The 19,295-nt window shown below is 68.9% G+C and carries 24 protein-coding genes and 2 pseudogenes; 14 read left to right on the plus strand and 12 right to left on the minus strand.

What is annotated here, in order from left to right; translation table 11 throughout:
• The 3 genes from GEV07_03730 to GEV07_03740 form a co-directional block, all read left to right on the plus strand.
• Window positions 1–157: IS4 family transposase (locus GEV07_03730; GenBank protein MQA01862.1), on the plus strand; the 157-nt coding region annotated here is incomplete at its 5' end.
• Window positions 141–362 carry a hypothetical protein gene (locus GEV07_03735; GenBank protein ID MQA01863.1) on the plus strand — a complete coding sequence of 74 codons (222 nt, stop codon included), beginning with the start codon at window positions 141–143 and terminating at the stop codon, window positions 360–362. The genes GEV07_03730 and GEV07_03735, both read left to right, overlap by 17 nt.
• A 12-nt stretch (window positions 363–374) precedes the next feature.
• Window positions 375–662, plus strand: a complete 288-nt coding sequence (locus GEV07_03740; GenBank protein MQA01864.1) for a hypothetical protein — start codon at window positions 375–377, stop codon at window positions 660–662.
• A gap of 10 nt (window positions 663–672) precedes the next feature.
• Here GEV07_03740 and GEV07_03745 read toward each other — a convergent pair.
• Window positions 673–1,449, minus strand: a pseudogene (locus tag GEV07_03745) (ATP-dependent DNA ligase).
• Between the two features lie 185 nt (window positions 1,450–1,634).
• Between GEV07_03745 and GEV07_03750 the strand changes: the two are divergent.
• The 5 genes from GEV07_03750 to GEV07_03770 all read left to right on the plus strand — a co-directional run bounded on the left by GEV07_03750 (window position 1,635) and on the right by GEV07_03770 (window position 4,829).
• On the plus strand, window positions 1,635–2,495 hold the full coding sequence (locus tag GEV07_03750) for a DUF4352 domain-containing protein (protein ID MQA01865.1): 861 nt from the start codon (window positions 1,635–1,637) through the stop codon (window positions 2,493–2,495).
• A 1-nt stretch (window position 2,496) separates the two neighbouring features.
• Window positions 2,497–3,039, plus strand: coding sequence for a hypothetical protein (locus GEV07_03755; protein ID MQA01866.1), 543 nt, complete (start codon window positions 2,497–2,499; stop codon window positions 3,037–3,039).
• Window positions 3,040–3,219: 180 nt separating this feature from the next.
• Window positions 3,220–3,456, plus strand: coding sequence for a hypothetical protein (locus GEV07_03760; GenBank protein MQA01867.1), 237 nt, complete (start codon window positions 3,220–3,222; stop codon window positions 3,454–3,456).
• Complete coding sequence (locus tag GEV07_03765) at window positions 3,434–3,943, plus strand: hypothetical protein (GenBank protein MQA01868.1); 510 nt, start codon at window positions 3,434–3,436, stop codon at window positions 3,941–3,943. Before GEV07_03760 ends, GEV07_03765 begins: the two co-directional genes overlap by 23 nt.
• A 28-nt stretch (window positions 3,944–3,971) precedes the next feature.
• Window positions 3,972–4,829 (plus strand): helix-turn-helix domain-containing protein, encoded by an 858-nt coding sequence (locus tag GEV07_03770; GenBank protein ID MQA01869.1) that lies wholly within the window; start codon window positions 3,972–3,974, stop codon window positions 4,827–4,829.
• On the opposite strand, the gene GEV07_03775 is transcribed toward GEV07_03770, so the two are convergent.
• Together GEV07_03775 and GEV07_03780 are read right to left on the minus strand one after the other, a co-directional pair.
• A complete protein-coding gene (locus tag GEV07_03775; protein ID MQA01870.1) occupies window positions 4,818–5,234 on the minus strand; it encodes a type II toxin-antitoxin system death-on-curing family toxin in 417 nt (138 codons plus the stop codon). The two genes, GEV07_03770 and GEV07_03775, sit on opposite strands and share 12 nt — an antisense overlap.
• On the minus strand, window positions 5,231–5,461 hold the full coding sequence (locus GEV07_03780; protein ID MQA01871.1) for a toxin-antitoxin system HicB family antitoxin: 231 nt from the start codon (window positions 5,459–5,461) through the stop codon (window positions 5,231–5,233). Before GEV07_03780 ends, GEV07_03775 begins: the two co-directional genes overlap by 4 nt.
• Window positions 5,462–5,954: 493 nt before the next feature.
• On the opposite strand from GEV07_03780, the gene GEV07_03785 reads away from it, so the two are divergent.
• The gene (locus GEV07_03785; GenBank protein MQA01872.1) at window positions 5,955–6,167 is read left to right on the plus strand and encodes a DUF397 domain-containing protein; all 213 of its coding nucleotides are present in this window, start codon (window positions 5,955–5,957) and stop codon (window positions 6,165–6,167) included.
• Window positions 6,168–6,442: 275 nt separating this feature from the next.
• Complete coding sequence (locus GEV07_03790; GenBank protein MQA01873.1) at window positions 6,443–6,745, plus strand: hypothetical protein; 303 nt, start codon at window positions 6,443–6,445, stop codon at window positions 6,743–6,745.
• A gap of 447 nt (window positions 6,746–7,192) precedes the next feature.
• Here GEV07_03790 and GEV07_03795 read toward each other — a convergent pair whose 3' ends face one another.
• From GEV07_03795 to GEV07_03825, 7 genes and pseudogenes are all read right to left on the minus strand, one after another.
• Window positions 7,193–7,939 carry a phage antirepressor Ant gene (locus GEV07_03795; protein MQA01874.1) on the minus strand — a complete coding sequence of 249 codons (747 nt, stop codon included), beginning with the start codon at window positions 7,937–7,939 and terminating at the stop codon, window positions 7,193–7,195.
• Between the two features lie 324 nt (window positions 7,940–8,263).
• Window positions 8,264–8,491: a hypothetical protein gene (locus tag GEV07_03800; GenBank protein ID MQA01875.1), complete on the minus strand. Its 228-nt coding sequence runs from the start codon at window positions 8,489–8,491 to the stop codon at window positions 8,264–8,266.
• 54 nt (window positions 8,492–8,545) lie between these two features.
• Window positions 8,546–8,710: pseudogene (locus GEV07_03805) on the minus strand (ATP-dependent DNA ligase).
• A 43-nt stretch (window positions 8,711–8,753) separates the two neighbouring features.
• Entirely contained in the window at window positions 8,754–9,143 is a 390-nt protein-coding gene (locus GEV07_03810) for a hypothetical protein (GenBank protein ID MQA01876.1), read from the minus strand.
• A 62-nt stretch (window positions 9,144–9,205) separates the two neighbouring features.
• The gene (locus GEV07_03815; protein MQA01877.1) at window positions 9,206–10,114 is read right to left on the minus strand and encodes an AAA family ATPase; all 909 of its coding nucleotides are present in this window, start codon (window positions 10,112–10,114) and stop codon (window positions 9,206–9,208) included.
• An 11-nt stretch (window positions 10,115–10,125) separates the two neighbouring features.
• A complete protein-coding gene (locus tag GEV07_03820; GenBank protein MQA01878.1) occupies window positions 10,126–10,386 on the minus strand; it encodes a hypothetical protein in 261 nt (86 codons plus the stop codon).
• Between the two features lie 3 nt (window positions 10,387–10,389).
• Window positions 10,390–12,126, minus strand: a complete 1,737-nt coding sequence (locus tag GEV07_03825; GenBank protein MQA01879.1) for a carbon starvation protein A — start codon at window positions 12,124–12,126, stop codon at window positions 10,390–10,392.
• Between the two features lie 101 nt (window positions 12,127–12,227).
• On the opposite strand from GEV07_03825, the gene GEV07_03830 reads away from it, so the two are divergent.
• The 4 genes from GEV07_03830 to GEV07_03845 all read left to right on the plus strand — a co-directional run bounded on the left by GEV07_03830 (window position 12,228) and on the right by GEV07_03845 (window position 16,215).
• Window positions 12,228–13,028 (plus strand): hypothetical protein, encoded by an 801-nt coding sequence (locus GEV07_03830; protein MQA01880.1) that lies wholly within the window; start codon window positions 12,228–12,230, stop codon window positions 13,026–13,028.
• A gap of 320 nt (window positions 13,029–13,348) precedes the next feature.
• Complete coding sequence (locus GEV07_03835; GenBank protein ID MQA01881.1) at window positions 13,349–14,713, plus strand: glutamine synthetase; 1,365 nt, start codon at window positions 13,349–13,351, stop codon at window positions 14,711–14,713.
• Window positions 14,694–15,437 (plus strand): gamma-glutamyl-gamma-aminobutyrate hydrolase family protein, encoded by a 744-nt coding sequence (locus GEV07_03840; protein MQA01882.1) that lies wholly within the window; start codon window positions 14,694–14,696, stop codon window positions 15,435–15,437. Before GEV07_03835 ends, GEV07_03840 begins: the two co-directional genes overlap by 20 nt.
• A gap of 13 nt (window positions 15,438–15,450) precedes the next feature.
• Window positions 15,451–16,215, plus strand: a complete 765-nt coding sequence (locus GEV07_03845) for a 3-oxoacyl-ACP reductase (GenBank protein MQA01883.1) — start codon at window positions 15,451–15,453, stop codon at window positions 16,213–16,215.
• Here GEV07_03845 and GEV07_03850 read toward each other — a convergent pair.
• Together GEV07_03850 and GEV07_03855 are read right to left on the minus strand one after the other, a co-directional pair.
• Complete coding sequence (locus tag GEV07_03850; GenBank protein ID MQA01884.1) at window positions 16,202–17,068, minus strand: LLM class flavin-dependent oxidoreductase; 867 nt, start codon at window positions 17,066–17,068, stop codon at window positions 16,202–16,204. The two genes, GEV07_03845 and GEV07_03850, sit on opposite strands and share 14 nt — an antisense overlap.
• A gap of 542 nt (window positions 17,069–17,610) precedes the next feature.
• Window positions 17,611–19,236 (minus strand): restriction endonuclease subunit R, encoded by a 1,626-nt coding sequence (locus GEV07_03855; GenBank protein ID MQA01885.1) that lies wholly within the window; start codon window positions 19,234–19,236, stop codon window positions 17,611–17,613.
• Window positions 19,237–19,295: the final 59 nt, after the last annotated feature.

Consider the following 19,295-nt stretch of genomic DNA (forward strand, 5'->3'; position numbering starts at 1 on the left):
AGAGATCTGGGGACACCTGTGCTGCCACTACGCAATCCGCTCCCTGATGACCCAAGCGGCAGCTCATTCCGGTCACGACCCCGACCGGGTCAGCTTCGTCGCCGCGCTGCGGATCACTCGCCAATCCCTCGCCCACCCGGGTGCCTTTCCCCCCTGACCAGCACGGCCACGCGCGCCGCGACGGTCCCGGCTGGCTCGCCTTTATCCAGCGTCTGATCGGCCGGCTCAACCCCGTACGACGCCCTCGCTCGGCACCAAGGGTCATCAAACGCAAGATGCCCAAGTGGCACGTCAAACGCGCCGTGCACGCCACCTGGCCCCAACCCCGGCATCCGCCGAAACCTTCCATCCTTCGACACTAACTGAACGGTATTGTGCCTAAGTCGTGCCCGTACGGCGCGCTCGTCGCGGTGCCGCGGGCGAGCATGCTGATCGTGCATCCGGTGATGTCGAACCGCGTGCTGCACTTTCTCCCCGAGTTCGCCGACATCGTCGTCGAGATGCACGACACTGCCACCGACGCGTGCTCGCACCGCACCTACTGGTGGGCCGACGACCAACTGCTCGACGTCCCCGTCTGCCCCGCCTCGGAGCACTCGCACACCCGCATCGAGATCCCACCTGAGTACGACGATCTCGTCCGTCGCCTCCCGCGCAAGTGAAGCACGTGGGTCAGGCGTCCCGGCGGCGTTCGCGGGCGCGTCGCTTGCCTTCGTGCATGGCCTGCACCCGCGCCACGGGGATGGCGTGGCCCTCCTCGGTCAGGTCGCTGCCCAACCGCTGCGGGGCTGGCATCAAGTCCAGCCACGGGTCGGCCGCGGCTACCAGCTCGGCCGCCGTGTGCACGGTGAAGTCGCCGGGTGCGACGGCGTCGAGGTCGTCCCACGCCACCGGGAACGACACCGGCGCACCTGGTCGCACCCGCGGGCTGTAGGCCGCGACGACGGTCGCGCCTCCGGCCCGCGTGGAGTCGAGGAACACCTTGTCGCCGCGGTCCTCCCGGATGAACGCGGTCGTCGCAAGGTCCGGGTCGAGCCGTTCCGCACGCGCGGCCAACGCCCGGGTCACCGCGGCGATGTCCTCGACCGGCGCGTCCGTGTCCACCGGCACGAAGATGTGCAAACCCTTCGCCCCGCTGGTCTTCACCACGCCCGCCAGGCCGGCGTCGCGCAACGCCTGCCGCACCAGCGAGGCGGCGCGCACGGCGAGGTGGAAAGAGTCACCGGCAGGCGGATCGATGTCGAGGACGAGGTGCGTCGGATGCTGCCACGCAGCGGCGCGAACCAACGTCGGATGATACTCGACGGCGCGCTGGTTCGCGAACCACAACAGGGTGCGCCTGTCGTCGCAGAGGGCGTAGTGCACGTCGCGCTTCGAGCTCTCCGCCCACAGCGACATCGTCCGCACCCAAGACGGGGTGTACTTCGGGACGTTCTTCTGCATGAACGGGTAACTCTCCTCTGACAGGGATTTGACCTGCATTGACACCGCATCGCAGGTGGCGGTGGTGAGCCCGTTGGTGAGCCAGTAGGCCGCGTGGTGAGCCACAGCACCAGACGCCGGTCCCGGGGCGGAGGGTCCTCTCCCCGGGGCCGGTCCAAGAGGACCCGAGGACCCCTGATCGGAGAACACCCATGTCTCATCAGTACCCGCACCACATGCCGCCCGAACCGCCGATGCACCACCAGGTCGCCCGGCCGGCACCCGAACCGAAGAACGGGCTCGGCGTCGTCGCGCTCGTCCTCGGCAGCACCGGCATCGTCTTCGGCCTCATTCCGCTGGCCTGGATGCCGGCACTCGCGCTCGCGGTCGCCGCCGGCATCCTCGTCATCTTCGCGTGGCTGCGGATCGGCCGCCGCCGCGCCACCAACAAGGTCGTCACCAGCATCGCGTCCGGCGTCACCGCCGTCGCGATGGCGCTGAGCCTCTACGGCATGTACGTGTTCATCGACGCGTTCGGCCAGCTCGGCGAAGACCTCGACAACATCGGGAAAGGCAAGCAGGCGACCGCCGCGCCGGCGAAGGACAAGCCGAGCGACAAGCCCAGCGAGGACGAGCCGTCCGGCCCGCCGACCGACGAGCCGGAGGCCTACGAGATGGGCGACACCGTGTTCATCTCGGCCGACGATCTCGACGACACCGAGGCATCGATCAAGGTCGGCGGGCCCCGGGTCCGCACCACCCCGATCGACTCGTGGTCCAGCGCGCCAGCGAACGGCCAGTTCGTGATCTTCACGGTCAAGGTCAAGTGCGAGACGGGCCGGTTCGATCTCGCCTCCGACGACTTCTACGTCCGCACCAAGGCCGGCGACCGGTACGACAGCGAGGACGGCAACGCGTGGGAGGCCACGTCCAAGGAGCAGATCTCGTACGAGGAGGTCAACGCCGGGGAGCGGAAGAAGGGCCCGCTCGCGTTTGACCTGCCGGTCGAGCACGGCGAGCTCGTGTACGACCCGAACTTCGAGGGCAAGCCAGTCGCGGTGTGGAGCTTCTGACATGCGCGCGCCCCTCCTCCTCGCGGCAGCAGCGCTCGCTGCGATCCTGACCGGGTGTGCCGGGCAGGCACCGGCCGACGAGCCGACCACACCGCCGGCCACGTCCCGGCCAGCGACCACCGTCACGGAGACCGCGGAACCTACCCACACGCAGCGGCCGCCGCTGGATCCGACGGAGACCCGCGACGTCAACCACCCGAAGTCCGAGATCCGCGCCGACGCGGAGGTCGAGCTGGGCCACTTCCAGGCCGATCGATGGGGCAAGGCGTGGGACGGGCTGACCTGGCAGTCGCGGCAGGTGATCTCCCGCGACGCCTGGGTGGCATGGATGTCCGCGTGCGACTTCGACTACAGCGGCATCAGTGTCGGCCGCGTCCAGACCGGCAACGACCTCGCCGTCGTTCGGTGGGTCAAGCCGGACGGGTACACCGACATGCTGATGCGCTACCAGCGCGACGCCTGGCGGCTCGAGCTGAACCGCGGCACCGTCGAGTACATCGAGTCCGGTGTCGACCTCGCCGCGGCGTGCGACACGGCGGAGTGATGGACGTGTCCTGGCGCACGGCTGGTCGTTAGCCAGGGCACTGAGAGCCCCTTGCCAACCCGGCCCGGTGGGGGGCTCTCAACTACTCCATGGTCCTTCGCTTGACGCGGCGCGGTCCGTCGTCGGACTATCACGGGACGCGCACAACCCACCGGCGCGTACTCGGGTGAGGAGATGACCATGGCGATCCGCTTCTACGGCCAGGACCCGGACACTGATGGCGGCCACTGTGCGTCCGTGTCGGTCGACGACAACGGCGACTTCCTGTTCGTCGCGCCGCGCGTGACCGACGAGGCGAAGCTGCGGGAGATTATCGCGCACAGCCCGATCGCTGATCACGAGGCGGCCGTGCGGATGCCGGCACGGATGGCACACATCATCGCGGAGGCAATGCGTGGCGGTACCCCCGTTCAGTGAGCTGCTCGCCAGCGCGACCCGCTCGGCGATCCACCTGGAGATGCGCGACGCGTACGTCCCGTCGGATCCGTCGTTCATCGCCTGGCAGGGCGGCCCGCCGTACGACCGGACCGAGCGTGAGCGGGAGTGGCATGCGCTGATCGGCGGTGCCGTGGCCCGCGGCGTCGAGGTGCGGCGGGCCCGGGTCGTCTCCGAGCCGCTGGCACCGTACATCCGGTTCGAGCACTCAGTCACCGACAGCATGAACATCGCCGCCGGCGAGCAGGTCCGCTGGCTGCCCCGCAGCCGCACGCTCGACCTGTGTCTGCCGGGGCTGGACTTCTGGCTGTTCGACGACCACACGATGCGTGCGCACCACTTCTCTGGGGAGGGGGAGCTCGTCGAGGACGAGCTCGTCACCGACCCGCAGGTGATCAAGCACTGCGCCGCCGCGTTCGAGGCGGTATGGGATCGGGCGATCCCGCATGAGGACTACCGCCCCGCCTAACCGCGCGCCGGCGCGGCACACTGGGGCGATGTCCTCGCCGTCCTCGTCAGCGCAGGCCGCGCTGCGGGCGCTCGCCACCCAGCTACGCGAGATGCGAAGCGACGCCGGCCTGACCGGGCAGGGACTGGCGACCCAGCTGGGCTGGCACCGCACCAAGATCAGCCGGATCGAGCACGCGGCCCGGCCGCCATCGGCGCAGGATGTGCGCGCCTGGTGCCGGGCGTGTGATGCCGAGGACCGCGCCGACGATCTGGTCGAGGCACTGCGCAGCTACGGGGACGCCTACGTCGAGTGGCGGCGGCTACAGCGCACCGGGCTCCGGCGGCTGCAGGACTCCTACGTGCCGCTGTACGAGCGCACCCGCCTCCTGCGGGTGTACAGCTCCATGGTGGTGCCCGGCCTTGTGCAGACCCCGGAGTACATCGCCGCCGTGTTCGATGTGGTCGGCCGGCGCCGCGGCACCCGTAACGACGTCGACCAAGCGGTCGAGGCGCGGATGGCGCGCCGCCGAGTCCTGTACGAGGGTGACCACCGGTTCGGGTTCGTGCTTGAGGAGTCCGTGCTGCGTTCCGGGCTCGGCGGCCGCGACGTGATGGCCGGCCAACTGCAGAACCTGCTCGAGGCGATGGCGCTGCCGTCGGTGTCGCTGGGCATCATCCCGGCCAGAGCGGACAGGCCACAGTGGCAGCTCGAGCAGTTCACGCTCTACGACCACGAGCAGGTCGAGGTCGAGCTGCTGTCCGCGCGGGTGACGATTACCACGCCGAGCGAGATCAGGCTCTACGCCGACGCGTTCGAAGACCTCGCGGCAACGGCTGCCTACGGTGCGGCCGCTCGTGAGCTGATCACGGCGGCGATCGTTGAGCTTGACCAGTCAGATGCCTAGCGCAGGGTCGTCGGGGTATTTGATCGGTTGCGCCCATCCTTCCAGGCGAGCGGTGACCTCCCCGTCTTCCTCGTCTGTGTACCCCTGCGCTACGGCGAGAGCTAGGGCGATGATGTCCTCAGGTTCAACTGCCAGGAAGTAGCCGTTGAACAGGTAAAAGGTGTGCGTCGCAAGGACGGCAGTGCGCTTGTTCCCGTCAGCGAACGCGTGGTACCTGATCAAGGCGGTGAAGAGCGCAGCGGCTTTGCTGTGGATGTTCGGGAACGCATCCTGCCCACCCGCCGAGGTCTGGCAGCGCATCACCGCTGCCTCAAGCAAATCTTCCCTGACACCCGCAAGGTCCGACGCCGTGACCTCTCGGTCGTGAAGGCGCCGGACCTCATCCGGGGTCAGGTAGACGGTCACAGGTCACGCAGCTTGTCGAGCGCGATCCGGTGAGTCTGCTGTCCATGCTCGGCGGCGGCGTCGAGCATGGCCGTCCTGCCCTGCTCCTTCAGCCATTCAGCGACCACACCGGTCACCGTCTCGTTGATCGACTGGCTGGTGAGGAAGGCGTACAGCCGGAGTTGCTCGTGCAGCTCCGGGGGAAGGCGCAGGGTCAGCGCTTGTCGTTCGCTGGTCTGCAGTGCCATAGCTACCACTCCTCTCAGATGCCATGGTGTCATGACACCAAGATTACGTAAAGGTGTCCGTGGTCACCCTGACCTCACGCCTACGTGGGGTGACCTGTCGCCAGCAATTCGGCTGGCACACTTTGGCACACTCATGGATCCGCGCTGCTCAGCGGCCATAGCGTCCTGGGCCATGAGGGGTCACGACGGGATAGAGCCCGCGCGCCGGATCGCGGCGGTCGAGCAGGCGCAGGCGTGGCGGGCGGAGCTGACACCCGCGCAGACCGCGGTCATGCAGACGCTCGACGACGCGGTGCGCGTCGGGGACGTCACCCCGAGGACGCGGCCGAGATCGAGGCCGTGATCCGTCGCGGCCACGTACACGGCGCCAGGAAGCGGCTCACCAAGGCTCGGCGACGCCACGCGTCGTCGTGACGGGCGGGGCCGGGCGTGCCGGAACCCCGAGCCGGCCCCGGTCCCGCCCTATCGCCCCCAACCGAGAAAGGGACCCACCATGAAGGATCAGCTCTACGCCCTGCCGGTCGACGACCTGGAGTGGCGGAAGTCGAGCTTCAGCAACCCGGACAACTGCGTCGAGGTCGCGCACCTGGCCGGCGGCGCCGTGGCGCTGCGGGACTCGAAGAACCCCGGCCGCGACCCGCTGCGATTCACCACCGGCGAGTGGGACGCCTTCGTCAGGGGCGCCCAAGCCGGCGAGTTCAGCTGACACAGACCCTCGGCAGGGGTGATCGGGACCCCTCGGAGCCCCTGCCGAGGCCGCCGCCGGCGGCGTTTCGCAGCACTGACTATGCGTAGACGTAGCGGCGGCCTGTGATCGCGGTTCAGCCGCTATGTGCGCAGCGGAGTGCCTCGGGCGCGCACGGTCCGTGCTTGACAGGTTACGAGCGCAGCCCGATCAGATTCGGGCTATTAGTTGAAAGCGAACATTCAAGGCGATCTGGACCCCTGTCGTCGGCCTCAGATGTAAGCAGGGATTGCGGCATGGACCTTGTCACGACTTCCCCCGCTAGACTTCCAGAAGATGACGCCGTGGAGCCGGCGGTGATGCTGGAGCGCGACCGGATCGCGTCGGAGCTGACTGCTCGGTTGGTGCACCGAATGTATGCGGTGGGCCTGACGCTGCAGCGAGCCTCTCAGCGCGTCGAGGATCCGGAGGTCCGTGCCATGTTCGCGACAGCGGTGGCCGAACTCGATCAGGCGATCGCCGAGATCCGCAAGATCGTGTTCGACGTCCCGACCGCGACGGCCAACTGGGCCGAAGAAGGTCGCAGCCGGGGAGCTTGACCGGAGTCGAGTTTCGAATTTATGTTCGAATTGTGAAGTTGGCTGACCACCCTCCTCGATCATGGCCGGTTCCGCAGACCTATCAGGAGTCCAGGCGACCGTCCCGCAGTGCTGTGTACGTGAGCTTGCCCGAGGGGCGAGTCGAGGGGCAGCTGCTGCGGTGGCTGCGCAGCGACCGGCACGGCTGGTACGGCTATCTCCATTGGGAGCGCCAGGGGATGTTGTACACCGAACCGGTTCCCGCCACCCGGCTGGAGCCGTGGCCGATGCGGTCCGGACAGTTGGCCTGACCGGTGGTGCCCGCCGCCGACGTATGCGGCACGTACGGCGACGGGGCAGGGGCGAGTGTACGTGGCCTTTCGCGGTCCGCGTCGCCGGTTATCCACAGACGTTGCCCACGTGCGTCAGGCCGTGGCGGTCAGTCCCTTCCGACGCTGCTGCCACAGTTCAACCACGAGGTCGACGCCCTTCGGCGTGGCGTACGCGACAGGAAACGCCCGGCCGTTCCGCTGCTCGGTCTTCACCTCGAAGTGGCCCGAGTTCTGGTGGGGGTGTCCGCGGCATGTTCCGGCGGCCGCCGGAACTAGAGACCTGCTTGCGGAAGAGGTTGATCTCCACGAGCCAGTTGGTGAGTGTCTGCACGTTGCTGTCGAGGATGTCTGCGAGTTCGGTCATTCCGATCAGCCCGTCGGCATTGCAGTAGGCGTCCCACTTGGTTGCCTTCGGCTTGGCGACTTCGAGCTCAGCCGTGACGGCGCGCTCCCGCTCGAGCGCTGCGACGTAGCGCCGAGCCATCTCGAGCTCATCGATGGGCTTCACGGTGGCAACTTCGGCTTCACGCGTCTTGATCGCGAAGTAGGTCTGGGCCGCCGCAACCGGTGGCTTGTTCGGGTCGCCGTTGAGCGCAACCAGGTAGGCTCCGTAGCGACTCAGGCGACAGTCACGGCGCGACGCGCCGCCGGTACCTTCTTCCTGGAACCAGGAAGAAGGTTGGTCAGAGTAGGTTCCACTGTTCTCCGAGGCGCGGATGGCCCGGCCAATCGCAACCTCAAAATTCTCCCACTTCGTGTAGCCCATCAGGGGCTGCATCTCGCGGGCAGACCACCACTCACCCTGCTCGTCCTCGTGGTGGATGGCGTCGAACTGAGAGCCTGGGGTTTCGTCGCCCCCGGTAAGATCGATAGTGTTACTCACGTCAAGCCTTTCTCCGCAAGGTCTTGGCCAGGCCCCCGGACGCTGGTACGTCGCGGGGGTCATCTCGTCTGTCGAACGACTGTTCGACCCGTGACCCAGCAAGAGTACCCGGCCTCCAGGACAGCGCGGACCCTGGCACGGCGAAAGCGCCCCCGCCACCGGTGAAGGTGACGGGGGCGATTCAAGCTGGTTCGGTCCGCGCGGCAGCGCTTCCGCGGAGCGCCTTCGGTTCCCGACTCCCGGGGGATACCTGGGCGCCGCTTACAGACCGGCGGTTACCACGATCCGGGGATGAGCTGGTGAGATAACCACGGAGTCAGCGTACTATCCGAGGTCGGCGACGACCGTGATCGTGAAGTTGCCGTCCTCGGGATGGGTGAGGGGGCCCGGCTGGGTCTCGACCTCCCCGAGGTACGTCTCACCGGCCACGAACTTTCCGGCGCTGTAGTCGCTGGTGGCGAGTGTGAACGCGACGATCCGGCGCGTGGGCGTGGTCCCGTCGGTGAAATCCTCGATCGTCCCGGCCTGGTCGATGATCAGGGGGTCGCCCACTCGGTGCGCGATGAGCACACGTGCGGACGTGACAGCCGACAGGTCACGACGCAGCACCCGCACAACGGACAACGGCCGGTCGCGCAGCTCGCCGAGGATGCGGTCGGCGACGGCATCCAGGTAGTCGACCAGGTCGCGCTTGGTCGCGCCCGCGTCCTTGAACAGCGGTTGGTCGAGGTTGGTCAGGGATACGCCGTCCCGCGTCTCCTCGGTACCGATGGCCGCCGCCTCCCCTCTCGATGCCCCTGGGTGGCCGCCGTGGTCAGGTCAGCCCGGGCGCGTGGCCGCCGGCCCTGGAGCCGTCGCCGCGGTCGCGGTCACGCAGCTGCGCCTGGGCACGATCGGGATGCCTGTCGCTGCCGCGCCGGGTCGCCGCATCGTCGCGTGCGGCGACGGCCGGTTCCTCGGTCACCATCCGGTAGAAGGCCTGGGACGCGGCGTCCTGGCTCGCCGTGCGGTGCTTGACGTCCTCTCGACCGCCCTTCACCTCGCCCATGACGTAGTTGCCGGACTCCAGATCCCACCGCAGGAACAGCGTGCCGTCGGCGTCGGGACGCGGGCCCCAGTGCTCACCCTCGATCCAGTAGCGGCTGCCGGGGCCGTGGCCCGCCTCCTCGCGTTCCTTCTCCCACGCCAACAGATCGGCGTGCATCTGAGCCACGTTCATGGTGCACAGCCCCTCTCGTGTGCTCACAGTACCGCGACCGGCCGACGTCAGAGGTCCAACAGCTCACCGAGTTCGGCCAGCTCACTCCGGTCGGTCAGGGCGCCGGGGAGCAACGGGATCTCGACGGTCCCCAGCTCATGGAAGCTGGCGCTGATGCGGCTGCGCATCTCGTCCTCGTGGCCACGCCTGGCCGCGAGCAACCCGTGTTCGCCGGCCGGCAGCACCCGGTTGACGAGCACCGCACCGAGCGGGATACCCGCGTCGGCGAGCGCCTGTGCCGTCCGCTCGGTCTCCATGATCGGCAGCCGTTCCAAGGCCGTCACCAGATGTACCAAGGAGTCGTCGGTCAACCGCTTCGCCAGCCGGGCCATCCGCCCACGGCGTTCCTGCAGGCGTTCCAACAGCGGGTCGGTTGCCTGCTGCGTCTCGCCCTCCATACCGGCGACCATCTGGTCCGCCGAACGCGCTCGTTTGCGTTGCGAGGCAAGTCCTTCGATCCACGGGGTGAGCAACGCCGGCAGGCTGAGCAACCGCAGCATGTGTCCGGTGGGCGCACTGTCCACAACGAGCCTGTCCCAGCGCGACGGCACCTGCTCGGCCAGGTCGTTCACCCGGTCGAGGAGAGCCGCTTCGACGGTGCCAGGGCTGGCCGCCGCGCGCTCCAGATGGCGGCGTACGGCCGGCATGATCTCGCGCGGCAGCGCCTGCTCGGCGTCGGCGACGATCTGCTCGATGCGCTCCCCCGCCTTCGCCTCACCGCTGATCTCCGCCGCCCACAGGCCGGCCGCCACCTCCTGCGGCGCGTCGCCGAGCGCCACCTGCAGCGCGTCGCCTAGGGAGTGCGCCGGGTCGGTGGAGACGACGAGGGTGCGGTGTCCCTGCTGCGCCCAGCGCAGGCCAAGGGCAGCCGACAGCGTCGTCTTACCGACGCCGCCCTTGCCGCCGATGAACCGCACCGCGGGTCGGCTCAACAGCAGACCCCGGGATCACCGAAACTCTCCTGCCCCATCCGCTGGTGCCACGCGTGCAGATCAGCGACGAGGTACGGCACCAGGTCGAGCGTCTCGTACGCGACCGGGTTCTCCACGCCGAGCGAGTCGAGCAGCACGAGCGCGCGGAACGTGTCGTGCTGCCGGCGCGCCTCCCTGCGTACGCCCTGCCGCCACCTGGCGACGAACACCGCATCGTGCCACGCCTCCAGCCGACGCCACGCGGACCGTACGTCCATCGGCTACTCGCTGCTCGCGCCGGTGTCCTCGACCACGTCCTCGGCCTCCTCCTCGGCACCGCGAGACTTCGCCGCCGCGACGAGCGCGATCGCCGCCTCGATGATCAGCCACACGGCCAGCACGAAGATGATCGCGTCCAGCGGCGCGAGCACCCACTGCTGCTCCGCGATGAAGTTGCGCAGGTTGAGGACCAGCGCCCACGTCGTCATGACGAGCAGGAACACCAGCGGCACGAGCACGGCGATCGGGTTGCGCCGCCGCCTCGTCACCCACACTGCGATCACCGAGAGCGCCAACCCGGCGGTCAGCTGGTTCGTGGTGCCGAACAGCTGCCACAGCACGCCGAACGTGTAGCCGGCGTCGCCACCACCTGGCAGCAGCGCCATCACCAACGGGAGCACCACGGCGATCACCGTGGCGAGGGTGAGGTTGCGCGCGAGCGGCCGGAGGCCGATGATGTCCGCGATCTCCTGGATGACGTACCGCTGCAACCGCACACCGGTGTCCATGGTGGTGGCGGCGAAGCTGACGACCACCACCGCGGCGAAGATCACGCCCATCGTCTCTGGCACACCGAGGTTGCCGGCGAAGGAGCCCACCCCGTTCACGAAGTTCCCCACCGCGCCTCCGGACGCCGTGGTGAAGTCCGCGTACAGCTTCTCCCAGTCCGCCGTCACGGCGGCGACACCGGCGGTGCAGGCCAGGATCGAGCCGAGCGCGAGCGAGCCTTCGCCGACGGCACCGAAGTAGCCGACGAACCGCGCGTCGGTCTCCTTGTCCAGCTGCTTGGACGTCGTGCCCGACGACACCAGGCTGTGGAACCCGGAGATCGCCCCGCAAGCGATCGTGATGAACAAGAACGGGAACCAGCTCGGCGACCCCTCGGGGACGTCGTTCACGGCCGGTGCCACGATCCGGTTCATGCCGACGATGATGCCGAGCAGGATGATGCCCAGCGCGATGAACAACTGGTGCGAGTTGATGTAGTCGCGCGGCTGGAGCAGCACCCACACCGGCAGCCTGGACGCGATGAACGTGTAGATGAAGAGCAGTACCACCCAGATGTTGCGGGCCTGTTCGATGCCCATCGCCTCGGCCAGCGGCTCGACCGAGATCGGGAGCATCTGGCCGAGCGGGATGGTCAGGTAGAGCACCACCACGCCGACGATGGACGGCACCAGGGCGGCAGTGCGCCTGCGGTAGATGTACTGGCCGATCCCGATCGCCAGCGGGATCTCCAGCAGGATCGGCAGCACGGCACCGGGGAACGCGACGAACAGGTTGCCGATCACGACGGCGAAGACCGCGTTCACCAGAGTCAGCAGGAAGAAGATGATCAGCAGGAAGAGGGTGCGCGCCCTGGCGTTGATGACGTCCTTCGCGAGCGTGCCGATGCTCTTCGCCCGGTGCCTGACCGACACGGCGATCGAACCGAAGTCGTGGACGCCGGCCGCGAAGATCGTGCCGAGGACGACCCAGATCAACGCCGGCAGCCACCCCCAGAAGACCGCGGCAGCGGGACCGACGATGGGCGCGGCCCCGGCGACCGACGTGAAGTGGTGGCCGAAGAGCACGTGCCTGTTCGTCGGCAGGAAGTCGACGCCGTCGCGCATGGCGTGCGCGGGGGTGACGAACGCCGGGTCGAGACCGTAGACCCGCTTGGCCAAGTAAGCCGAATAGAACCGATACCCCAGGAAGTAGACAACTGCGACGATCAGCGCCACTACGAATGCGGGCATGACACACTCTCTCCACAGGCAAGGAGCGGGGAACCTGCCGCCTGGACGAGGTCTTTTGTTTCGCGCAGATTAACTCAGAACCGCACTCCCGGAGAAGGATTTTGGCCGATGTGATCACCGCCTGGCGCCGCAGCCTGGTCGGCGAGATCTGCTGGACCACGGAGCGGGAGCGTCCCGGGGTGCTCGCCGCGGTGCCGTTGCTGCACGAGGGGCTGCCCTGCGTCGCGCTCCCGTACGCGCTCGCGGAGCGCGTCGATCGGCTACGCGCCGCGACCTCGGCCGCCTTCGTCATCACCGATGCCACCACCTCGACACAGCCCGCAGCCGCCGCAGTCGGCCCGGTCGAGGTGGTCGACGACTTGGACGGCGACTGGTTCACCGAGGTCCTCCTGCCACAGGAACTGGTGAAGCACCCGCCGTCGCGCACCTACGGCGACAGCCCACTGCTGCGCCGGGAGAACTGGTGGTGGTTGCCGCGGATCGTGGTGCGGCTGCGCAGCATCGAGCGGGTGGTCGAGCTCGCCGGCCGCGACGACCCCGCCAGGGATGCCCTGCTGGTCCGCGACGACGGCAGCGGGCTACGGCTGGACGTCGTCGCTCCGGCGAGCTCGGCGGACTGGTCGCGCCCGCGGTTGCCGCTGTCCTCACGGACCGGCGCGCTGCGCGGCGACGGCGCCCACGTGCTGGCCTTCGGACACGCGTACACCGTCGACCTGGAGCGATGGGAGACCTGGTCGGTGCGGGGCACCCTGCGCGGCGACGAGCTCGTCGTCACCGACAGGGACGGAACCCCCGACGGCGATCTGCAGCCGCTGCGCCTTGGTGAGCGGCTCAGGCGGCAGCGTGCGCTGGAACGTGCCTGCCGCCGCGGCATCAGCGCGGCCGAGCGGCGGCGACGATGACCCAACCATATCTCGCCATGTGAGACACCTGGGTCGCCTCCGACTCGACCAACCCGGGCATTCGGGGTAGAGGTTGAAGGAGGGGGTCATGATGAGCAGCTCGGATTTCGACCGCGAACACCGCACCCAACACCCGCACGTCGAGCCCAGCGTCAAACCGATCGTGGCGACGGTCGTCGTGATCGTCGGCGCGTTCCTGCTGATGATCACGATCTATCTGCTGGCTACCAACTTCGGCTGAGCCGTACGTCACTCGTCGTTTTCGCGCCGCCGCACCTCCGCATACGCTGAGCGCTGCACACTCAGCCACGGAGGTGTCGATGAAGCGGACTGACGCGCCGATCACGGTCGACGAGCTACGCGAGCTCGTGGACGCCGGCAAGGTCGACACCGTACTTGCGACCATCACGGACATGCAGGGACGGCTGCAGGGTAAGCGCTGCTCGGCGCGCTACTTCCTCGACGTGGTGCTCGCCGAGAGCGCGGAGGCGTGCAACTACCTACTCGCCGTCGACGTCGACATGAACACGGTGGCCGGGTACGCGATGTCGTCCTGGGAACGCGGCTACGGCGACTTCGCGCTCAAGCCGGACCTGTCGACGCTGCGGATCGTGCCGTGGCACGAAGCCACCGCGATGGTGCAGTGCGACCTCACGTGGGAGGACGGCAGCCCGGTGGTGGCTTCGCCCCGCCAGGTCCTGCAGCGACAGCTGGCGCGGCTGGCCGAACGCGACCTGGTCGCGTACGCGGGCACGGAGCTGGAGTTCATGGTCTTCCGCGACACGTACGAGGAGGCATGGCGCAACGGCTACCGCGAGCTGGAGCCGGCGAACCTCTACAACGTCGACTACTCGATCCTCGGCACCGGCAGGATCGAGCCGCTGCTGCGCGACATCAGGCTGGGCATGGAAGGCGCCGGCATGTACGTCGAGTCGGCGAAGGGTGAGTGCAACCTCGGCCAGCACGAGATCGCCTTCAGGTACGACGAGGCCATGCGCACCTGCGACAACCACAGCGTCTACAAGACCGGCGCCAAGGAGATCGCGGACGCCGCCGGCACGAGCCTCACGTTCATGGCGAAGTACGACGAGCGGGAGGGCAACTCCTGCCACATCCACGTCAGCCTCCGCTCCACCGCGGGCGAGCCGGTGCTCGCTGGCGACGGCGAGCACGGCCACGCGAAGCTGATGCAGCACTTCATCGCCGGCCAGCTGGCCTGCCTCGCCGAGTTCACGTACTTCCTCGCGCCGAACATCAACTCGTACAAGCGGTTCGTGCCTGGCAGCTTCGCGCCGACAGCGATCGCCTGGGGGCTGGACAACCGCACCTGCGCGTTGCGGGTCATCGGCCACGGACACTCGCTGCGGGTGGAGAACCGGGTGCCTGGCGGCGACGTCAACCCGTACCTGGCCGTAGCGGCCATCGTGGCGGCCGGCCTGCACGGCATCGAGAACGAGCTGCCGCTCGAACCCGCGCTGACCGCCAACGCGTACGAGTCGGACAAGCCGCACGTGCCGAGCACGCTAAGGGAGGCGGCCGGACTGCTCGACGACAGCAAGGTGGCGCGCGCGGCGTTCGGCGACGAGGTCGTCGACCACTACCTCAACGCGGCCCGCGTGGAGCTCGCGGCGTTCGACGCCGCGGTGACCGACTGGGAAAGGTTCCGTGGCTTCGAACGGCTCTGAACCCCGCGCGGCACGGCGGCCGCTGATCGGACTCCCCACGTACGGCGAACGCGCCAGGATGCTGGCCTGGGAGACCGAGTTCGCCATGCTGCAGCGCACGTACGTCGACGCGGTGGCGGCCGCGGGCGGCGTGCCGGTGCTCCTGCCACCGGTCGAGCACGGCGCCACCGAGGCGCTCGACGCGCTCGCCGGGCTGGTGCTCACCGGCGGCGCCGACGTCGACCCTGCCAGGTACGGCGAGGAGCAGCACGCAGAGACCGCCGGCTTGCGGCCGGACCGCGACAGCTGGGAGCTCGACCTCTGCACCGAGGCCCTCGCACGCGACCTGCCGGTGCTCGGTGTCTGCCGCGGGCTGCAGGTGATGAACGTCGCCCTCGGTGGCACGTTGACGCAGCACCTGCCCGACGCCGTCGGCAACGACCACCACCGCCCGCAGGTAGGGGTCTTCGGTGGTGTGCGGGTACGGCTGGCACCTGGCACTGGGCTCGCCGAGCTGCTCGGCGGCGAGCTTGCCGTGCGGTGTCACCACCACCAGGCGATCGACCGGCTCGCGGCCGACCTGACGCCGGTGGGCTGGGCGCCTGACGGCACCGTCGAGGCCGTCGAGCTGCCGACCCGCAGGTTCGCGCTCGGTGTGCAGTGGCACCCGGAAGAGGACCGCGACGACGTCAGGTTGTTCACCGCGTTGGTGACCGCAGCCGCCGAGGTGCAGAAGTGTCCCTGAGTACGGAGGATCGATGAATCGGTTGGAGAATCAGGTCGCCGTCGTCACCGGTGGCGGCAGCGGCATCGGCCTGGCGACGGTCAAGCGGCTGGCCGCCGAGGGCGCGCGCGTGGTGGTCGGTGACGTCGACGACGCCGCCGGCCAGGCGGCCGCGGACGAGGTCAAGGGGACGTACGTCCACGCGGACGTGACGGACGCGACCGACGTCGAGCGGTTGTTCCGCACCGCGCACGAGACCTACGGCTCGGTCGACGTCGCGTTCAACAACGCGGGCATCTCACCGCCGGACGACGACTCCATCCTGACCACTGGCCCGGACGTCTGGGCGAAGGTGCAGCAGGTGAACCTCACTTCGGTGTACCTCTGCTGCCAGGCGGTGCTCCCTTACATGCGGGAGCAGGGCAAGGGCTCGATCATCAACACCGCCTCGTTCGTCGCCGTGCTCGGCGCGGCCACCTCGCAGATCGCCTACACCGCGTCCAAGGGCGGGGTGCTGGCGATGTCACGGGAGCTCGGCGTGCAGTTCGCCCGGGAGGGGATCAGGGTGAACGCGCTGTGCCCCGGCCCGGTGAACACCCCGCTGCTGCAGGAGCTGTTCGCCAAGGACCCGGAACGGGCACAGCGCCGGCTCGTGCACGTGCCGATGGGCAGGTTCGCCGAAGCGGACGAGATCGCGGCCGCGGTCGCGTTCCTGGCCAGTGACGACGCTTCGTTCGTCACTGCGTCCACGTTCCTCGTCGACGGCGGCATCTCCAGCGCGTACGTCACACCGGAGTAGGTGGCCCGTGCTCGACCCTGCGCAGCATCGGCGCCAGCCGGTCGAGGTCGTCGCCGAACGGGATGCGCTCGTCCCACCAGGTGGCGCCCGCCTCGGCGAGCGCCGCGACCTGCTCACCGCCGCTCGGGTCGGTCGGCGTGGTGCCGCCGACCACGACGTCGAACGGTAGGTCCGTACGCCCGGACGCCGCACGCTGGTCGTCGACGTAGCCGACCAGGTCGCGCACCTCGGCCACCGGTGGCACGACGCCCTCCTCGGTGTCGGTGAGCAGCGGGATCACACCGTCCCACCGGGCGGCCCGCCGCATCGGCGGCTTGTTCGGCCACTTGCCCGCCACCCAGACGGGGACCCGCGGGCGCTGCACGGGCGTCGGCACGCACAGCACGTCGTCGAGAGTCACGTGCTTGCCTCGGTAGCTGGCCGGCTCCCCTGACCACAGCAGTGCCAGTGCGTCGAGCCCCTCGTCGAGGTGTGCGGCGAGCACTCTCGCGTCGGTGGGCTCACCGAACCGGCCGAACTCGTCCTCGATCGGCGCACCGAGGCCGGCACCGAAGACCATCCGGCCGCCGGTAAGCCGGTCGAGGGTGATCACCTCACGCGCCAGCTTTATCGGCCGCCTGCGGGCGAGCGGGGTGACCATGGCGCCGAGCTTGATCCGTTCGGTCGCCAGCGCCGCCGCGGTGAGCAGCACCCAGGGATCGGCGAGCTCGCGCGCCTGCGAGCGCTCGTGCAGCACGTGGTCCCACACCCACAGGCCGTCCCAGCCGGCCTCCTCAGCCCGCCGGGCGAGGTCGGCGACGGCACGCGGGTCCTGGAAGTCCCCGAAGTTCGGGATGTTAACCGAGTAGCGCATGCGAGCATCCTGTCAGCCCGCTGCGACACCGCTACGGGGACTGCTCGCCCGGCGTGGCCGCCGGCCGCGACTCCACCCGGGTCCAACGGGTTGTTGACACCCGTGACGAACCCGCGTTGGAGAACGAGCTTGGCCTTGCCACCCAACCCAGTCACCAGTCGTGGCCGGAGAGTGACGCTCAACTACCACTCCCTCTAGTGGTCGACGGCCGGTCATGTGAGCGGTCGAGCACCGAGAAATCACCCCGGACATGACACTGCCCCACCAGGAGACGGGGGAACACCTGGCGGGGCAATGCAGCTAAAGCTTATGCCGAAGGTCCCGAGGTTGTGCACCAGTGGTCCCACAACTCGTCCGCGGATGACGACAGCCAGTCACCAAGCTCGGGGAACGTAGCAGAAGATTGCACGATGAAAGCTTTAACCAATCGGTCGATCGAAACGCAAGCGATTCGCATCAAGGCACGGGCGGCTTTTCGCCTCTCGTAACCGGCGAGCAACCAACATACGGCATGTTGGTTTATAGCCGGCCGGGCGGCGCGGCTAGAGCTGGCCGAGGAGATGGTCCCTACGGGCCACCAGCACGTCCAGCGAGGCGCTCGCCGACGGCGGGCCAGGCACCGCCTTGCGCACCTCGACGTGCAGCACCGCGTGCGACTGTCCCGTACGAGCCGCCACCTGAGCCACCAGTGAGTTGATCTCCCTGCGCACCACCTGTGCCTGCTCCCACGCCGGCGGCGCCTCCGTCTCCGCGGGCGCATCGGCCGCACCCGTGCGCTTCCTGATCTCCTGGTCGCGCTGGGAGAGCAGCATAGCCGTCTGTTCCGGGGAGAGCAGGCCGGGCAGCCCCAGGAACTCCTCGTCCTCCTCCGACAGCTCCTCCGGTGCCCAGGTCACCGCGCGACCGCGGTGCAGTACGTGCGCGAACTCGGCCTCGGCGTCGAGCGCCTCGTGCTCGGTCTGGTCCGGCTCCCGCTCGGCCGGCGGCAGCGGGTCGAGGTCGTCGCCGCTCGGCTCAGGTGGCGGGATGACGTGGTTGCGTTCGTCCTCCAGCTCGGCGGCGAGTGCGAGCAACGGCCGCACGGCGGGCAGGAACACCGTAGCGCTCTCCCCCGGCCGCCTGGCCCGCACCACCCGGCCGACCGCCTGGGCGAAGAACAACGGTGTGCGGTACGACGTCAGCCAGGCGAGGCAGGCGGCACGCGGCACGTCGACGCCCTCGCTGATCATCCGCACGCAGACGGCGATCCGTTGCCGGCTTTGGGTGAAGTCGCGGATCTTCTGGTTGGCCTTCGCGTCGTCGGACAGGATCAGCTCAGGCTTCTCGCCTGTCACCCGTTCGACGATCTTCGCGTACTCCCTGGCCGCGTCCTGGTCGGAAGCGAGCACCAGGCCCGCGGCGTCCGGCATGCCGTGGGTGCGCAGGTGGGTGATCCGCTCGTCCATCGCGGCGAGCACGTGCGGCACCCACCGGCCCCGCGGGTCCAGCGCGGTCCGCCAGGCCTGCTCCTCCGTGCGCTTGGTACCGGACTCCGACAGCGACGCGGAGATCACCTCGCCGGCACTGTTCCGCCATCTGGACACACCGGTGTACGCGGCGAACACCACCGGGCGGACGACGCCGTCGGCGAGTGCCTCGCGGTAGCCGTAGGTGAAGTCGGCCGCACTGGTCAGCCCGCCTTCACCCTCCTCCTCGTACCTGACGAACGGGATCCGTTCGTCCGGCCTGGTGCGGAACGGGGTGCCGGTGAGGGCGAGCCTGCGGGTCGCCGGGTCGAACGCCTCCGCGACCGCATCGCCCCAGGACAGACCGTCACCCGCATGGTGGATCTCGTCGAGCACGACCAGGGTGCGCTTGTTGTCCGTGCGGGCCCTGTGCAGCATCGGAGCCGACGCGACCTGGGCGTACGTCGTGACGTACCCCTGCACGTCGGAACGCACCGGACCCACCGAGTTGCTCAGCGCGGGGTCGAGCACGATGCCGTCGTGTGCCGCGGCGTCCGCCCACTGGGTGCGCAGGTGGTCGGTCGGGCACACCACGATCACGCGTTCGACCCGCCGGGAGCCGAGCAGGTAGCTGGCGAGCGTCAGCGCAAAGGTGGTCTTGCCCGCACCAGGCGTGGCGGTGACCAGAAAGTCTTTCCCCTCGTGCGCCTCGTAGGCAGCCATCGCCGCTGCCTGCCACTGTCGAAGCGGTCGCACATCGGTACGGTCACGAGCAGTGGTGG

It is taken from the genome of Streptosporangiales bacterium, assembly GCA_009379825.1.
Taxonomy (GTDB): Bacteria; Actinomycetota; Actinomycetes; order Streptosporangiales; family WHST01; genus WHST01.

Bases quoted from the DNA above. Each gene is read 5' to 3' on its own strand.
- GEV07_03820 (MQA01878.1), bottom strand. From the start codon at position 10,386: ATGGACGTACGGTCCGCGTGGCGTCGGCTGGAGGCGTGGCACGATGCG.
- GEV07_03855 (MQA01885.1), bottom strand. From the start codon at position 19,236: ATGGCTGCCTACGAGGCGCACGAGGGGAAAGACTTTCTGGTCACCGCC.
- GEV07_03825 (MQA01879.1), bottom strand. From the start codon at position 12,126: ATGCCCGCATTCGTAGTGGCGCTGATCGTCGCAGTTGTCTACTTCCTG.
- GEV07_03785 (MQA01872.1), top strand. From the start codon at position 5,955: ATGAAGGATCAGCTCTACGCCCTGCCGGTCGACGACCTGGAGTGGCGG.
- GEV07_03790 (MQA01873.1), top strand. From the start codon at position 6,443: ATGGACCTTGTCACGACTTCCCCCGCTAGACTTCCAGAAGATGACGCC.
- GEV07_03770 (MQA01869.1), top strand. From the start codon at position 3,972: ATGTCCTCGCCGTCCTCGTCAGCGCAGGCCGCGCTGCGGGCGCTCGCC.
- GEV07_03850 (MQA01884.1), bottom strand. From the start codon at position 17,068: ATGCGCTACTCGGTTAACATCCCGAACTTCGGGGACTTCCAGGACCCG.
- GEV07_03810 (MQA01876.1), bottom strand. From the start codon at position 9,143: ATGCACGCCGATCTGTTGGCGTGGGAGAAGGAACGCGAGGAGGCGGGC.
- GEV07_03845 (MQA01883.1), top strand. From the start codon at position 15,451: ATGAATCGGTTGGAGAATCAGGTCGCCGTCGTCACCGGTGGCGGCAGC.
- GEV07_03835 (MQA01881.1), top strand. From the start codon at position 13,349: ATGAAGCGGACTGACGCGCCGATCACGGTCGACGAGCTACGCGAGCTC.
- GEV07_03780 (MQA01871.1), bottom strand. From the start codon at position 5,461: ATGGCACTGCAGACCAGCGAACGACAAGCGCTGACCCTGCGCCTTCCC.
- GEV07_03760 (MQA01867.1), top strand. From the start codon at position 3,220: ATGGCGATCCGCTTCTACGGCCAGGACCCGGACACTGATGGCGGCCAC.
- GEV07_03755 (MQA01866.1), top strand. From the start codon at position 2,497: ATGCGCGCGCCCCTCCTCCTCGCGGCAGCAGCGCTCGCTGCGATCCTG.
- GEV07_03750 (MQA01865.1), top strand. From the start codon at position 1,635: ATGTCTCATCAGTACCCGCACCACATGCCGCCCGAACCGCCGATGCAC.